We start from the raw sequence: 16126 nt of genomic DNA, 5'->3' as shown, positions 1-16126 counted from the left end.
TCCAAATCAATGACCTATCGCGCATTACTGTCAGAGTGTAAACCGCGATACGCCAATAACACAATCAACCCGCGCCATAACCCACAAAGGTAGACTAAACATTGCTGCCAAGAAGAACCGAGTAGAGTCTATGAATGATTTAACACCACTTGATTTCGGCCCGCTTCTTTTGCCTGATACAAGGCCAGATCGGCACGTTTGATAAGGTCCTCCGCAGGCTCTTGCACTTGATGCTCAGCAACACCAATACTGGCAGTAATAGAAATGTGCAATCCATTCACTTTAATTTCCCGCTGGGAAATGAGGTCACGGATCTGTTCTGCCAGTTCTGCCGCTCGGGATAAATCCATCTCAGGAAGTAAAATTAAAAACTCCTCACCGCCCCAGCGACATAAAATATCCTGTTGTTGTAGTAAACCACGCAGCATATTAGTCATGGTTTTTAATACTAAGTCACCAATCCCATGCCCATAACTGTCGTTCACTTTTTTAAAGTGGTCGATATCCAGCAAGAGTATTGAAATCGGCGATTGTGTCAGCTTAGCTTTATCTAACGCCTGCCTAAAGTACTCATCAAACACCTGACGGTTAGCGGCGCCGGTGAGCTTATCGGTAGACGCCATAATTTCTAGTTTGCGCTGATAACGACCTAAGGTCATGTTTGAGATGAATAAAATACCTAGAGTTACCATTAGGCTTAACGCCAAATTACCCCAAAACGTATTTAACAGTTCCCGCTCTTGTGGCGCATCCTCCTGCTCAACAATCAAATACCACTTAAACTCAGGAACTAAGCGACTATTGAGATAAACCGTTTTCCCGCTTTTCTGATAGCTGAAGGCGGCACTTGGGCTGGTTAAAATACGCGTAGCCAAATTATCAAGCCCTACGTTCGTTTGCAGCGAATCCGTACCGTCATATTGATCGCCATGCAAAGTGACATTACCTTGCCGATCGGTAAAGAACACTCGACGGTTATAACGCTTTTGATATAACTCAATTAAGGCTTTAACCTTTTCAACCGCCAACCCCACACCGGTAACACCAATAAATTTTCCTTCAAAATCAAAAACTTTATAGTTAACAAATACGGTTGTCTTACTGCGGTCAGCCGTATCGGCATCAATATTGACCTCATAATGCTCAGATTCAGGTAAAGAACGCACTCGAAAATACCAAGCATCGTCAGGCTCTACATCTTGGATTTGTTTTAAAATGCCCGTGGAATGGTAATAATTTCGACTTTTCTCAGACACAAAAAAGCTCGTGACAGTACCGTATTTTTCTTGGATTTCCTTAAGGTAACGAATGAGTTTTTCGGGCTCTTGCTCATGACTTAAGGTCCAATCCCTAACAAAGGTATCCTGCGCCATCAAGGATGAAATAAAGATGGGTCGTAACAAATCCTGTTGAATTTCTGAATAAATATTGTCACTTGTGAGCGGTAAGGTATTGCTCTCTATTTGTTGGCTCAGTGAATCATGGGCCACTTTGTAACTGATACCGCTGGTCACTAAAAAGGCGACCAAAAGCAAAACAGACAGAAGCCAAATAAATTTATTTTTATCATTCCAAGCGTTATTGCCCATTCTCAACTCCAAAGACTACAGAACACCTTGAGTGGCTTATTATTTTAATTTAACGATAACTATTTTAGTTGAATAAATGTTAACGCAATTGCGCCATGGCCGCACAAGATTTCTGTCGTATTGGCGTTCTACGATGGAATAACTTTATTTTGAGCAAAAAAATGCCTCGTTGGGGAAACGAGGCAAAAACATACTAACCAATAAATGGGAGAAAAGTACAAGAAAACGTTAAGGGACAAGCTATGCGCCATAAGACATACTCTAGCAAGGACATATGACAAAAAGATGACTCAAACTGGTCGCCCGCAGATTTTCATGCGATTTGCTTCGCCTCTAAATACTGTTTTAGTGCCTCACCCGGAATAGAACTATCAGTTGCCACCGCAAATGCCGCCCAAATCGCCCCTTCTGCCATGGCATCAGTAATCGACTGGCCGATGCAGAGACTGTGGATCAACCCTGCCGCATAGGCATCACCCGCGCCAGTGGTATCAACAACTGTGGCAGGGATAGCGGCAACATGCTGCACTTGATCGTGCGTGTAAACCTTAGCCCCATTGATACCATCGGTGACAATAAAGTAACGCAGACAATCGCCGCCAATGCTTTTGCCATATTCCCAAGATGCGCCATCACAACGCCCCTGAATATCACTCATTGAGGCCAATAAAATATGACAAGGTCTCTGTCTGTCGTCCTTGGCTAATTGCGCGACCACAAGACAATGTTCTAAAGCTGTTTTTGCCCAGCTGACAGAGCCTTCTGCGGAAGTATTAAAATACAGCGCGTCCCATGGCTGCCATTTCGGCGGCACAGATAATTCAAATATGGGTCTTTGTGGCCGAATAATGGTGCGCTCGCCATCTGGCGTCATTACAAGCAGCATTTCGCATGTATTGCCGGCACGGCGCTGCACTAAACGACAATCGAGCCCTTGAGTACTGGCTTCTGCAATGAGCCAATCCCCCATGTCATCACGGCCCACTTGACTCACCAGCGCGACGCTATGCCCTGCCCAGACTAAACCTAATCCGGTATTTGCCCCACCGCCGCCGAGCCTTTGGCCGCCATCTTGATAATGGAAACGTCCACCTGTTTTTAAAGGTTTATCAAGCAGTAAGATTCGATCACAGTTGAGATTGGCAACTAACAGAATATTAGCCATTACACGGCTCCAAAGGGCAAAAAAGCATCAAGGCCAGAAGATAAAAACAAAGAAATATCAATCTAGAGCAAAATGCTCACAGGCACAATCCAATCATCAAGATAGAAACACTATAAGGATATGGCAGCGCCTTGATGTAAGCATTTGTCCCGAAGAAGACGAGGAAAACAGTTATACACTCATACGGTATAACATGGATGTTAACTCTAACACTTTGTTTAAAATCGACTTATAGAAAAGATAACGTCTCAGGACAAAAAGAAGCGTAACCATTTTGAAGCCGACTCGATTAATTATCAGTAGACATAGTTAAAATGCATGCTGGATACATATATTAAATTTATGAATGGAATCAAACGCTATGCTAATGGAAATATGGGATACCGCTGAAGAAAAATCTGAGCAGCTACGCCGTTATCAGCTCTGTATAGAAGAATTTAATGAATTGAATTTTCACGATGTTTATATTGCAGAAATCAAACAAGAATACCAACAACTTGCTGAACAAGTAAAAGTGCAGTCAACCTCGGATCCCGAGCGCTAACTGCACTTTGCCATCTAGTTACTCACGATAAACCTTCAATTACTTTATTGGCGTCAATGGTGATAAAGACGCAAATTGTACTGCTAATGTCCAATCTGTAATGACCATATCTGAAGGCTGCCAACTGTCATCAACCCACTCATAAACCAAGCCAGGGTTTTCCTCTGCGTTGACTAACAAACGCCGTCCATCTTGCAACACAAGCGTATAATCGAGCCCCTGCGCATCGACACTTTCAATGTCCCCCAAGACATTGTGCTTAATGGCCGAAATAGTTCCGGTTGCCTTAACGGCATCGTTTTCCTTTGCACCGCTGTAAAACTTTAACGCCTCGTTTGCGGCAGTCTTGTGAAAAACAAACTCCTCAGTCACACCCACTACGATCGACGGATCAAGCTCATACCAGGCGGGTATCCATAATGCGTTAATTGTCATCCCGTTATATCCTGCATAATAATTTTACGGACGGGATCATTCTGCCTTAACCCCGACAGAGAAAATACTCTTCAGGGATAAAATAATTTTAATCCCTGTAAGGGATAGCATCACTAAATTGAGCGCATCACTTTCTTTGTAAGATAATTCCAAACCAAAGGGTCATACCTGAGATGCTTTAAGCTCCAGCACTGATGTTGGACCCAATTGGTCTTTCTGTTAGTTTGTAAAACACTTTGCCTCAAACCGACACATTAAGCTGACAAAGTGATCCTGAGCTCAGTAATCGCGTATAGAGTCACACACGATAGATTAATCTTCCCATGCTTGCACCGCAGGCCGATAAATACGGAGTTTACTTGTCTATGGATAAGCCCATAACGCAACCCCCTCAAACCCTTAAGCTCATTGGTGAAACTGAGGCCGGAAAGCGTCAAGAGCTTAAGCAATACTTTAATCAGACATGGGCTTTATACGAGTCTCTGTATGATTTGATCCAAGAAGATAGCGCCTATTACCTCAAAGCCGAGCCGCTGCGCCATCCGTTAATCTTTTACTTTGGCCATACGGCCACTTTCTATATCAACAAACTCAAACTCGGTAAATTTCTCGATGAACGAGTAAACGACAACTTCGAATCCATGTTCGCCATTGGTGTCGATGAGATGTCTTGGGATGATTTGAACGAACAACATTATCCGTGGCCGGATGTGGCAGAGGTGCGCAGCTATCGCCAACAAGTTAATGCTGTCGTCAATCGTGTTATCGATGAAATGCCTCTAGCGTTACCTATCACTCAAAATAGCCCAGCTTGGATCATTTTGATGGGCATTGAACATGAGCGTATTCATTTAGAAACCTCATCGGTGATCATCCGCCAACTGCCGCTGGAATATGTCGCGCCCAACCACCTCTGGCCTGCGTGCCAAGACACCGCCCCTGCCGAGACCAACAGTTTATTGGCTGTAAAAGGGCAAAAAGTGACCTTAGGCAAAACTGAACAAGACCAAACCTACGGCTGGGACAATGAATACGGCCATAAAATATTTAACGTTAACGACTTTAAGGCTGCTAAATTCTTAGTCTCGAATCAAGAGTATCTCGCATTCGTCGAAGCTGGCGGCTATCGCTCACCCCAATTTTGGAATGAAGAAGGCCAAGCTTGGCTTGCCTATACCCAAGCACAAATGCCGCGTTTTTGGCGCTTAAGACAAGATAAATGGTGGCAACGTAACTTAGTGGAAGAAATTCCGCTGCCATTAAACTGGCCTGTTGAAGTGAATCAGCTCGAAGCTAAGGCCTTCTGTAATTGGAAAGCCGAACAAAAGCAAAGCAATATACGTCTATTAACTGAAGCTGAGTGGTACATCTTACGCGAGAATGTGCCCGCCGATGCGCCCGATTGGCATGAAGTGCCGGGCAATATTGCTTTGGCTTATTACGCATCTTCTTGCCCAGTGAATCGCTTCGAACATAATGGCTTTTTCGATATTGTCGGTAATGTTTGGCAATGGACAGAAACCGCAATCGACGGTTTTGACGGCTTCGCCGTACACCCACTTTACGATGATTTCTCCACCCCAACCTTCGATGGCAAACATAATCTCATCAAAGGCGGCTCGTGGATCTCTACGGGTAATGAGGCAATAGCTTCATCACGCTATGCGTTTCGTCGACATTTTTATCAACACGCGGGCTTTCGCTATGTGGAATCCAGCCAAAATCCAGCTCAAATGGCCGAGGTCAATGTGTACGAAACGGATGAACTGATTTCCCAATACCTTGAATCCCACTATGGCGCCGAATATTTCGGGGTTGCTAACTTCTGCGTCAATGGTGTGCAGCAAGCGCTGAGTGAAATTCAATTGACTCATACAGCTAAAGCCCTCGATATCGGCTGCTCCGTTGGTCGCGCGAGTTTCGAACTGGCAAAAGTATTTGATCATGTTGATGGTATCGACTTCTCGGCGCGCTTTATTCAACAGGCCTATGCGCTGACAGAACAAGGTGAAAAACGTTACACCATACGTACCGAAGGCGACTTACAGGAATTTAAGAGTGCGAGTCTCGCGAAACTGGGATATGAGCTTGAGGCGAAAAAGGTCAACTTTATGCAAGGTGATGCCTGTAATTTAAAGCCCATCTACACAGGTTATGATTTGGTTTATGCCTCAAATCTTATCGACAGGTTGAACGAGCCTAAACACTTTTTAACCAGTATTGCCCAGCGGATTAATCAAGGTGGATACCTTGTGATTACCTCGCCATACACTTGGCTTGAAGATTATACGCCCAAGGATAAATGGTTAGGTGGCGTTAAAGTCAAAGGAGAGAACTTCACCACCTTAGATGGTTTGACCGAAACCTTGATCGGCCAATTTGAGCTGGTCGCAGTGAAGGAAATCCCCTTCGTGATCCGCGAGACTAAACGTAAATTCCAACATTCCATCTCAGAAATGACAATTTGGCGTAAACGTTAATTCCCACTCATGGGATAACCAACTGAAGTCCTGATAAAAATATCCGCCAGAAATCCATTTCTGGCGGATGTGTAACATCCAGCTCAGTCACATTTACAGCACCAACTAAGGTGAGAACACTGTAAATGCAGCGAAAATATCTACACCTTAAACTGTGCCGTTGTTAAACCAAGCTGATTTGCTAACCCCAACAGACTCCGCGTACTCGCTGCCACTTGGCTGATAGCCGCACTATTTTCCTCCGCCGCCACGCTTAAGCCAGCAATCCCCTGCGCAATCGTCGCCGAAACTGTTGTTTGTTCTTCCGCAGCGGTTGCGGTTTGAATCATTAATGCCTTTAAGGTTTCTAAGCGCAAAGCAATATCATCCACCGCGGTCTGCATTCCATCGGCATCTTCTGCGGTTTTAGAGGCTTCAGTGGAACAAGTCACACTATGCAACGCCAGCACACCTGACTGTTGCTGAATACCTTTTAACACTTGCCCAATATCCTGAGTTGCTAATTGAACCTTCACCGCTAACTGACGCACCTCATCGGCAACCACAGCAAATCCACGACCATGCTCGCCAGCTCTCGCAGCTTCAATCGCCGCATTAAGAGACAAGAGATTAGTTTGTTCCGCAATCGCATTTATCACAGCCAATACTGAGCCGATTTTCTGACTATCCGCCTCAAGACTGCCCACCTGTTGATGAATAGTTGCAAAACTGCTCAAGGTCACTTTTAAGCTTTTACGAGTACTGGCCAAGTTTTGCGAAAGAATTTCACTCGAATGGGTACAGGCGGACACTTCATCGGAGGATCTCATCGTATTCGTGCTGATTTCAGCTGCGGCATAACTCATTTCTTCAACGGCAGTGGCCAACATATCAGTTTCTTTAGCCTGCATCTGAATACTGCAATCGGCTTGGGTCATGGCGGCAGAGTTTTGTTCGGCGGCTGATTCAAGTTCATGCCCAACGCCCACCAGCTGACTGATAATTTCTTTGAGCTTAGTTTGCATCCGCGCCAACCAACTCATTAGGTGATTATCCGTTTGAACATGCGGTAAATTATGAGTTAAATCGCCAGAGGCGATCATACTGGTCAAGTTACACATGTCCTCAGGCTCACCGCCAAGCGGCTTTAATACAAACCCTGTAACTAACTTAGCGGCAGCGAACGCCAACACTAAGGCTGCTGCACAAACAGATAAGCCGATAAACATCATACGGTAGGCGGGAGCTGCTATTTCACTCACATCAATTTCAGCCATCAAACCCCAACGTAAACCGAGCTCAACGACAGGAGAATAAGCGGATAAAACGGGATTATTGTTATAGTCATTCACTTGCATCACACCCGATTTACCAGCCAGCGCCTCCTTTACCGCCAGCGTATCAACACCATTCTGAGCTACCGTTCCCGCAAACGAAGCCGTAACAGTGCGATTAATGGGATCGAGAAAAGAATCGGAACGCATACGATTATTTGGGCCAATAAGATAAGTTTCACCACTTTGCCCCATACCCTCACGAATTTGCATAACTCTGTTGATGCGATCGATTGATACTTGAGCCACCACCACCAATCTTTGCTGATTGAACTGAATCGACTGGCCAATAAATGCCGCCGGTTGACCGTTTGAAGGCGCGTATGCGGAGAAATCTTGTAGTAATACTGTGCCCGCCGATCCCAATGCCTTATTGAATAACTGTGCTAATCCCGAATCATGGAAGGGTCCAGTACGCAAATTGGTGCCGAAATCAGACTCCTTCGCCACTGTATATAAAACGGTGCCATCGTCACTAATAATAAATAGGTCATAAAAACCGAGGGATTTATTTAATGACTGCAAGGTTTGATCTATGTCAGTAAGAGTATCGAGGCTTTTTTGGCTGGCAATTACGGCGCTGACGGCCTGCAGGTTATCGGAAAAGTCCTGAAACATGCCAACAATCTGCCGTTGCTTGATCTCACGCACAGCCACTAAACGAGACTGAGCCTCGGCAAACAATTCATCCCGAGCAATGTAAGTCACTATTGCGGTAGCAAATATGAGGGGTAATAGGACAATCAATAAACTGATAAGCTGAATTTTACGAGTAAAACCCATGGTGAGACTCCTTGTCGCGCATCGAATTCCATTCCTTCAATCTTTGCAGAATCAAACCTGCCTTAAAACTATAGGAGAAGAATCTCAGCTAAACAAAGCGGTGCCGACTATTTTCATCAAAAGTTCACTAAAATTCCGACAACTCATTATTTTTAAGTAGAAAAATGATTAATAACTTTAAATGACAGCCAAGCCATACCGACCATTTCAAACAAAATGATATAGTGGGAAATAAGCAATAAACCGAACGTTAGCATCAACTTATATTGAATGCGCACATCCATGCGACAAATAATGCATTGAAATTTATTAAATATGCATATAAATTCATCCCAAGCCAATTTATAGAGGATTAATAATGAGTTTACTCGAGCAAGTGTCAGTATCTAAAAAAGCCAACATCTACTTTGATGGCAAAGTGGCTAGCCGTAGCGTATTTTTTGCCGATGGCAGCAAGCAAACCTTAGGTGTTGTATTACCAGGGGAATATGAGTTCTCAACCTCCCAAGGCGAAATCATGGAAGTGACTAGCGGCCGTTTTGAGGTGTTACTTCCAGAAACAACGACTTGGCAAGAATTTAGCGAAGGAACTCAGTTTGAGCTGGCTGCAAATGTTAGCTTTAAAATTCGTAACACAGCCATTGCCGAATATTGCTGTAGCTATCTCTAGTCATCTCGATTAAGTGACAGTGCGATTAATATTTCATATCAATCGTTAATCGAACGCTCACAGTGACGGTTTATCTCAGCACTGTGAGTATGTTGTCCTACCGAACCATTTCACCATTTCACCATTTCACCATTTCACCATTTCACCATTTCACCATTTCACCATTTCACCATTTCACCATCAGAATGCTTTATCCGTCTGACATTTATCAATCTGGCAATTTTATCAACCTGGCTCAAGGCAGCGTAAAACTCACAAGGCAAAGTATACTAAATCGAATGCGTTGATATCGCCGACAAAAACAACACTAGACGACCGGTCTAATTTGACTTATCCTAAACCCCATGAAAATTGAAACTCAATCCACTCGCCAGCACATTCTCGACATCGGCTACAAGCTAATCGTACGCAAAGGCTTTTCCAGCGTCGGCTTATCCCTACTGCTGCAGGCGGCCGAAGTGCCTAAAGGCTCGTTTTATCACTACTTCAAATCCAAAGAACAATTTGGCGAAGCGCTTATTACTGATTATTTTGAAAAATATCAATTAGATTTAGACGCATTATTCAATGACTCAACACTGACAGGCCATCAACGCTTGATGCAATACTGGCAACAATGGTTGCACGTACAAGCCGATGGCTGCGTAGATCAAAAGTGTCTGGTCGTGAAACTCAGCGCCGAAGTGGCCGATTTATCCGAAGCCATGCGTGTTGCCTTACTTAAAGGCTCCGCCGGCATCATAGAGAGGTTAACGACTTGCGTTCAAGTGGGCATAACAGATAGATCAATCGCCCTGCAAGATCCGCAATCAACCGCTGAAATGTTGTATCACATGTGGTTAGGCGCCAGCTTAATGAACAAGTTGGGCCACAGCCCTGCGGCACTCGAACGTGCACTCGTGACGACTAAAGCCATTTTAACGCCTAAAACGGCCCTTTAACCTAATACCGACTCAAAACTAATATTTGCTGATATCGATCAGCCCAGATTTTTAAAGAATACATTTTCACGCCCCGAAATTAGACGACTGGTCTACTAATTTAACGGGCTATTAATTAATGCAGCTCAATTAACGCTGCTCATTTAAAGTAATAATAGGAATAACATCATCCATGCTAAATTTTAACTATTACAACCCGACCCGCATCCGTTTTGGTAAAGACACTATCGCCGAAATTGATTCTCTAGTACCGAGCGATGCTAAAGTGATGATCCTCTTTGGCGGCAGCAGTGCTAGAAAAACAGGCACGTTAGACGAAGTTAAACAATCATTGGGTAATCGTTTCGTTGTCGAGTTCGATGGCATTGAGCCAAACCCAACCTATGAAACCTTAATGAAAGCCGTCGCCCAAGTGCGTGAGCAGAATATCGACTTCCTCCTCGCGGTTGGCGGTGGTTCGGTTATCGATGGCACTAAATTTGTTGCCGCGGCAGCGGTATTTGAAGGCGAACCTTGGGACATTCTCACTAGCTGGGGCGCAAATGTAACTCAAGCTATGCCTTTTGGCTCAGTCTTAACCTTACCTGCGACCGGTTCCGAAATGAACAACGCCAGCGTAGTAACCCGCAAATCACTTCAAGCTAAGCTGCCATTCCGTAATGACTTGGTTTATCCACAATTCTCAATACTTGATCCGACGAAAACCTTCACCCTACCAGAGCGCCAAGTGGCCAACGGTGTTGTCGATGCTTTTGTACATATCACAGAGCAATACCTCACTTACCCAGTTAACGCCGCCGTGCAGGACAGATTTGCCGAAGGTCTTTTACAAACCTTGATTGAGCTTGGTCCACAAGTGCTAGTTCAACCCGAAGATTACGACATTCGCGCTAACTTAATGTGGGTTGCCACTATGGCACTCAACGGCACGATTGGCGTCGGTGTTCCCCACGACTGGGCAACTCATATGATAGGCCATGAACTAACTGCACTTTACGATATCGACCATGCGCGCACATTGGCAATCGTATTGCCAGCCCTGTTGCAATGTACAAAAGAGGCTAAACGCGAAAAGCTACTCCAGTACGCCGACCGTGTGTGGCACATCAACACAGGTACAGATGACGAGCGTATCGACGCCGCTATCGCAAAAACCAAGGCTTTCTTCGAAGCCATGGGCATACCGACACATTTATCTGCCTATGATCTCGATGCCAGCCACGTTGATACTGTAGTGAAACAGCTTGAACTGCATGGCATGGTGGCACTCGGCGAACATGGCAACATTGACCCAACCATGAGCCGTAACATTTTGACCTTAGCCCTATAACGTCAAATGAACTAAACCCAAAGCTCACACGTATTGATGTGAGCAACTTAGGTAAAGGTATGAAAATAAATATATTAATGGTACTCACGTCGCACGATAAACTCGGTGATACGGGTTTAAAAACCGGCTTTTGGCTCGAAGAATTTGCCTCACCTTTTTATGTTTTTAAAGATAAAAGTTTTGACATTACCTTAGCCTCGCCACTGGGCGGTCAACCACCACTCGATCCAAAAAGTGATGAGCCAGACTTTCAGACCGAAGCTACTGCGCGCTTTAGCAAAGATCCTGAGACTCAAGCACTGCTAGCGAATACCACTCGCTTAAGTGAAATCAATGCAGCCGATTATGATGCGGTTTTTTATCCGGGCGGCCACGGTCCACTGTGGGATCTTGCCGAAGATAAACATTCTATCATCTTGATTGAACAGTTTTATCAAGCCAATAAACCCCTAGGGCTCGTATGTCATGCGCCCGCTGCATTGCTGCACCCTAAAACCAGTGATGGCAAGCCATTGGTCGGCGGCAAGCGTGTTACCGGTTTCAGCAACTCTGAAGAAGAAGCCGTGCAACTCACTCATGTCGTGCCATTTTTGGTTGAAGACATGCTGCAGAAAAATGGTGGCAATTATGTCAAAGGTGATGACTGGACAAGCTTTGTCGTCGCAGATGGCCATTTGATCACAGGCCAAAATCCGGGATCATCCGAAGCCGTAGCCGAAACCATAGTTGCGCAATTGAACGCGAGAGGCTAAGCGATAAATACGCGACGCTCAGCTTGAAATGAACAAAGACAGGCGCACAAGTGTGCTAAATGCGTTAAAAAGAGCTGTCGCACCATAATGGTGCGACAGCCAAAATGTACTCTCAGTGTCCAAAGGAAAGCCCATGATCACCTTGCACCATCTCAATAAATCACGCTCTAAACGTATCATCTGGTTGCTAGAGGAACTCGGTCAACCCTATGAAATTAAGAGTTATCAACGTGATAGCCAGACTTTTCTCGCGCCACCCGAACTTAAGCAAATTCATCCGTTAGGCAAATCACCCGTTATCGAAATGGACGGTCAAGTGATAGCAGAATCGGGTGCGATCACCGAATATCTGATTGAAAAATATGCGGCGGATACCTTAGCCCCCGCCAGAGACAGCGCAGACTATGTCAGTTATCTGCAATGGCTACACTTTGCCGAAAGCTCAGCCATGCTGCCTTTGTTACTGCGTATGTTCGTGCAAAAGGACGGTTGTAAAACCAATTTCCTTGAAGGTTATGCTGCGATAGAAGTCAGTAAGATTAGTCATTACTTCAATGATATGTTGGCTGATAAAACCTATCTTGTTGCAGACAAGCTCACGGGTGCGGATATCATGATGTCCTTCGTGGTGGAGCTACTGGCTAACAGTGGCGATCTCGCGAAATTTGAACACATTGAACGCTATGCCACTCAATTATCCCAACATGCCGCTTGGGTCAAAGCGAGTGAGATCGAGAAACAACTCGATGCAAGCCTGTAATTGATGGATCGAATTCGGGCACATGTTAGTGCCCGAGCTTAACCCACTTTAACTAACCCCTGTTTCTGCCTCCCCATTTTCTGTCGACTTTATACCTTCTCAGTGGTGACGTCCTTAACCACTTAGCGCAACAAACACCATGATTTTTGATGTAAAAGAGACTAATCTTGATTAACTCTATCTCAAGGCTACAGGGACTTTAGCATGCGTTCACTCACACTCATCGGCTTAGTGCTATTTAGCATGTTAGCGCAAGCGACTGTTTATAAATGGGTCGATAAAGATGGCAAAGTCCATTACTCCGATGAGCCGCAGCCAAATGCCCAAGTCGTTGAGCTAAAAGATAAGACCTTAAATCAAATTGCCCTTCCTCTGCCCAAAACAGACTTAAACAGCTCAAATCAAGCAATTGAATCTATTAAATATCAAGTCAATATTACCTCTCCGACCGAAGAGGAAACCGTCAGAGATAACAATGGCGATTTCGACGTCGTTGCGACTATCACCCCAGAGCTAAAAAGTCAGTATTTGATGGCCCTCAAGCTCGATGGCAACCCCATAGGTCAGCCACAAATTGGCGGTACCTTCAAACTCAAAAACATCGACCGAGGTGAACATACCTTAGTCGTTGACGCTTTGACTCAAAACGGCAAAGTCTTTGCATCAAGTTCACCAAGAAAGATATTTCTTCATCAAGCAGCTAAGCGTTAATGTCACTATTTGTATAGTAAAAGTTAGTATAAAAACTTTAAATACATGAAGTTAGATTAACTCCTCCTGACTAAACCGTTTGATGAAGACAAGTTGCAGCTTGCACCAGATTGGTGCACCATAGTGGTGCAACCCTATTTCTAGGAACGGTCGATGGATAAAGAGACACTGCTCAATCATTTAGTTACCGCTGTACTTGTCATAGATAAGGATCTCAAGCCTTGTTATGCCAACGCAGCAGCAGAGCAATTATTAGGTGTTGGTAGCCATAGACTCGTAGAACAAACTTTGCCTGAGCACTATCAAATCCTCGGTGTCGACGCCAAGCTATTAATGGATGCAGTAACAGCCGGCCAAGGCTTAACGGTCAATACGGCAGCACTAGTCACGCTCGATGGCCAACATCATACCGTTGATTTAACCCTTATTCCCCTCGATGACGAGGCTGAACTCAGCCTGCTCGAACTGCGCCAAGTTGACCAACAAAGACGCATTCATCAGCAACTGAGTCAAGATGCACAGCAACAAGCGGCGCAGTTTTTGGTGCGCAACTTAGCCCATGAAATCAAGAATCCTTTAGGCGGCCTTCGCGGTGCGGCACAGCTATTATCGCGGGAGCTGGATGATCCGGCGCTGAAGGAATTCACTACGCTCATCATAGAGCAGGCCGATCGGCTGCGTAATTTAGTGGACCGTCTGCTCGGCCCCCAAAGGCCGACACAGCACAGTCTGCACAACATCCATCAAGTGGTGCAAAAGGTCTATAAGTTAGTTGAAATGGCGCTGCCCGCTAACATCCAGCTCAAACGGGATTACGATCCATCCATTCCCGATATCGAGATGGATCCTGACCAAATGCAGCAAGCTGTGCTGAACATTTTACAAAATGCGGTGCAGGCGCTTGAACATACGGGCGGCGAAATTTTGATCCGCACTCGCACTCAACACCAAGTCACCATAGGCTCACAGCGCCACAAGCTAGTGTTAACCCTATCGATTATCGACAACGGCCCCGGTATACCGCCTGAGCTAATGGACACATTATTTTATCCCATGGTGACAAGCCGTGAGCAAGGTTCAGGTTTAGGCCTCTCGATTGCTCATAATATTGCCCGTTTACACTCGGGAAGGATCGATTGCCTCTCCAGCGCTGGGCACACAGAATTTATCATTTCATTACCAATTTTAAGCGCTAAATAATTTCGACAGTACCTACCCATACCGTATGAGGAAGCAAGATGCGAATTAGTGAACAAGTGTGGATCCTCGACGATGACAGCTCGATACGCTGGGTACTCGAAAAGGCACTGCAAGGTGCTAAGCTCAGCACCGCCAGCTTTGCCGCCGCCGAATCCCTGTGGCAGGCATTAGAAATATCGCAACCGCACGTGATAGTGTCGGACATCCGTATGCCCGGCACGGATGGTTTAAGCCTGCTCGAACGATTGCAGGTGCATTATCCCCATATTCCCGTGATCATTATGACGGCGCACTCAGACTTAGACAGCGCAGTCAGCGCCTATCAAGCGGGCGCATTTGAGTATCTGCCTAAACCCTTCGATATCGATGAGGCGATCTCTCTGGTTGAGCGCGCACTTACCCATGCCACTGAACAGAGCCCTGCACCCGCGCAAGAAACCCAAGTCAAAACACCCGAAATCATAGGTGAAGCGCCAGCGATGCAAGAGGTGTTTCGCGCCATAGGCAGGCTTTCACGCTCATCGATCAGCGTGCTGATCAATGGTCAATCGGGTACGGGAAAAGAGTTAGTGGCTGGCGCTTTACACAAGCACAGCCCACGTAAAGATAAGCCGTTTATCGCGCTGAACATGGCAGCGATCCCTAAGGATTTGATCGAATCTGAGCTATTCGGCCACGAAAAAGGTGCCTTCACTGGCGCAGCCAATGTCCGCCAAGGTCGCTTCGAACAAGCAAACGGTGGCACGCTCTTTTTAGATGAAATCGGCGATATGCCGTTAGACGTACAAACACGGTTACTCAGAGTGCTCGCCGATGGCCAGTTCTACCGCGTCGGTGGTCATAATGCGGTGCAAGTGGATGTGCGTATCATAGCGGCGACCCACCAAGATCTTGAATTATTAGTGCAAAAAGGCGGCTTTAGGGAAGATTTGTTCCATCGCCTCAACGTAATCCGCGTGCACTTGCCGCCACTATCACAAAGACGAGAAGACATTCCCCAACTTGCCACCCATTTCCTCGCCTCTGCAGCAAAGGAAATTGGCGTGGAAACTAAGATCATGACCAAGGAGACCGCGGTAAAACTATCCCAATTACCTTGGCCCGGTAATGTCCGACAACTCGAAAACACCTGTCGTTGGTTAACCGTAATGGCATCGGGGCAAGAAATTTTACCCCAAGATTTACCGCCAGAATTACTGAAAGACCCTGTGAGTGTCACCCACACGGCGAAAGGCAGCCAAGATTGGCAATCGGCACTGACTGAGTGGATAGATCAAAAACTCTTGGAAGGAAACAGCGATCTGTTAACTGAGGTGCAGCCCGCATTCGAGCGCATACTGCTAGAAACTGCGCTGCGCCATACTCAAGGCCATAAACAGGAAGCGGCGAAACGTTTAGGCTGGGGACGAAATACCTTAACGCGGAAATTAAAAGAACTGTCGATGGATTGAGT

General features: G+C 45.6%; 14 protein-coding genes. 10 read left to right on the top strand and 4 right to left on the bottom strand.

Annotated elements, in window-relative coordinates:
* Window positions 1–128: 128 nt before the first annotated feature.
* On the bottom strand, window positions 129–1589 hold the full coding sequence (locus L5M38_RS13020) for a diguanylate cyclase (protein WP_173242670.1): 1461 nt from the start codon (window positions 1587–1589) through the stop codon (window positions 129–131).
* Between the two features lie 313 nt (window positions 1590–1902).
* Window positions 1903–2754: a PfkB family carbohydrate kinase gene (locus tag L5M38_RS13015; protein ID WP_263179371.1), complete on the bottom strand. Its 852-nt coding sequence runs from the start codon at window positions 2752–2754 to the stop codon at window positions 1903–1905.
* Between the two features lie 361 nt (window positions 2755–3115).
* Here L5M38_RS13015 and L5M38_RS13010 point away from each other — a divergent pair, with 361 nt between their 5' ends.
* A complete protein-coding gene (locus L5M38_RS13010; RefSeq protein ID WP_105251075.1) occupies window positions 3116–3298 on the top strand; it encodes a hypothetical protein in 183 nt (60 codons plus the stop codon).
* Window positions 3299–3337: 39 nt separating this feature from the next.
* On the opposite strand, the gene L5M38_RS13005 is transcribed toward L5M38_RS13010, so the two are convergent.
* Complete coding sequence (locus tag L5M38_RS13005) at window positions 3338–3733, bottom strand: hypothetical protein (RefSeq protein WP_105251074.1); 396 nt, start codon at window positions 3731–3733, stop codon at window positions 3338–3340.
* A 365-nt stretch (window positions 3734–4098) separates the two neighbouring features.
* On the opposite strand from L5M38_RS13005, the gene ovoA reads away from it, so the two are divergent.
* A complete protein-coding gene (ovoA, locus tag L5M38_RS13000) occupies window positions 4099–6213 on the top strand; it encodes a 5-histidylcysteine sulfoxide synthase (protein ID WP_263179370.1) in 2115 nt (704 codons plus the stop codon).
* Between the two features lie 140 nt (window positions 6214–6353).
* Here ovoA and L5M38_RS12995 read toward each other — a convergent pair whose 3' ends face one another.
* Window positions 6354–8309 (bottom strand): methyl-accepting chemotaxis protein, encoded by a 1956-nt coding sequence (locus L5M38_RS12995; protein ID WP_263169687.1) that lies wholly within the window; start codon window positions 8307–8309, stop codon window positions 6354–6356.
* Window positions 8310–8667: 358 nt separating this feature from the next.
* Here L5M38_RS12995 and L5M38_RS12990 point away from each other — a divergent pair, with 358 nt between their 5' ends.
* From L5M38_RS12990 to glnG, 8 genes are all read left to right on the top strand, one after another.
* Window positions 8668–8979, top strand: a complete 312-nt coding sequence (locus tag L5M38_RS12990) for a pyrimidine/purine nucleoside phosphorylase (protein ID WP_063884943.1) — start codon at window positions 8668–8670, stop codon at window positions 8977–8979.
* A gap of 344 nt (window positions 8980–9323) precedes the next feature.
* Entirely contained in the window at window positions 9324–9920 is a 597-nt protein-coding gene (locus L5M38_RS12985) for a TetR/AcrR family transcriptional regulator (RefSeq protein ID WP_212600236.1), read from the top strand.
* Between the two features lie 172 nt (window positions 9921–10092).
* Complete coding sequence (locus L5M38_RS12980) at window positions 10093–11250, top strand: iron-containing alcohol dehydrogenase (RefSeq protein WP_263169686.1); 1158 nt, start codon at window positions 10093–10095, stop codon at window positions 11248–11250.
* Window positions 11251–11309: 59 nt separating this feature from the next.
* Window positions 11310–12002 (top strand): type 1 glutamine amidotransferase domain-containing protein, encoded by a 693-nt coding sequence (locus L5M38_RS12975; RefSeq protein ID WP_263169685.1) that lies wholly within the window; start codon window positions 11310–11312, stop codon window positions 12000–12002.
* A 133-nt stretch (window positions 12003–12135) separates the two neighbouring features.
* A complete protein-coding gene (locus L5M38_RS12970; protein WP_168826402.1) occupies window positions 12136–12762 on the top strand; it encodes a glutathione S-transferase family protein in 627 nt (208 codons plus the stop codon).
* Window positions 12763–12966: 204 nt separating this feature from the next.
* Window positions 12967–13473, top strand: coding sequence for a DUF4124 domain-containing protein (locus L5M38_RS12965; protein WP_263140863.1), 507 nt, complete (start codon window positions 12967–12969; stop codon window positions 13471–13473).
* A gap of 153 nt (window positions 13474–13626) precedes the next feature.
* Window positions 13627–14673: a nitrogen regulation protein NR(II) gene (gene glnL, locus L5M38_RS12960; protein ID WP_105251067.1), complete on the top strand. Its 1047-nt coding sequence runs from the start codon at window positions 13627–13629 to the stop codon at window positions 14671–14673.
* A 38-nt stretch (window positions 14674–14711) separates the two neighbouring features.
* On the top strand, window positions 14712–16124 hold the full coding sequence (gene glnG, locus L5M38_RS12955; RefSeq protein ID WP_212600231.1) for a nitrogen regulation protein NR(I): 1413 nt from the start codon (window positions 14712–14714) through the stop codon (window positions 16122–16124).
* Window positions 16125–16126: the final 2 nt, after the last annotated feature.

Origin of the sequence: Shewanella sp. SM101, from assembly GCF_025654465.1 — a bacterium.
In the GTDB taxonomy this organism is placed as follows: domain Bacteria; phylum Pseudomonadota; class Gammaproteobacteria; order Enterobacterales; family Shewanellaceae; genus Shewanella; species Shewanella oncorhynchi.
The sequence above is the reverse complement of the archived record's forward strand: the minus strand, read 5'-3'. Positions and strand labels throughout refer to the sequence as shown.